General features: G+C 56.8%; 1 protein-coding gene. It reads left to right on the top strand.

Annotated features, from left to right (window positions below):
* Positions 1 to 308 (top strand): type VI secretion system contractile sheath small subunit (tssB, locus tag ACIOZM_RS31925; protein WP_401221680.1); only part of this gene is annotated, 308 nt, incomplete at both ends.

Genomic DNA, 308 nt, shown 5'->3' with positions numbered 1-308 from the left:
GGTGCTCAGGAAGAGATTGAACTGCCGCTGAAACTGCTGGCAATCGGTGACTACACCCACCGCAAGGACGATCGCAAAATCGAAGATCGCAAGCCGATCAGCATCGACAAGATGACCTTCGACGAAGTGTTGGCCAAGCAGGAACTGGGTCTGACGCTGAGCGTGCCGAACCGTCTGCAGGAAGACGGCGAAGCCGACGAGCTGGCTGTGCAATTGCGCGTCAATTCGATGAAGGACTTCAACCCGGCCAGCCTGGTCGAGCAAGTGCCTGAGCTGAAAAAACTGATGGAACTGCGCGATGCGCTGGT

This window comes from Pseudomonas sp. NPDC087346, assembly GCF_044744235.1.
GTDB lineage: Bacteria > Pseudomonadota > Gammaproteobacteria > Pseudomonadales > Pseudomonadaceae > Aquipseudomonas.
Note: the sequence above shows the minus strand (reverse complement) of the source record. Positions and strands in the feature narration are given on the sequence as shown.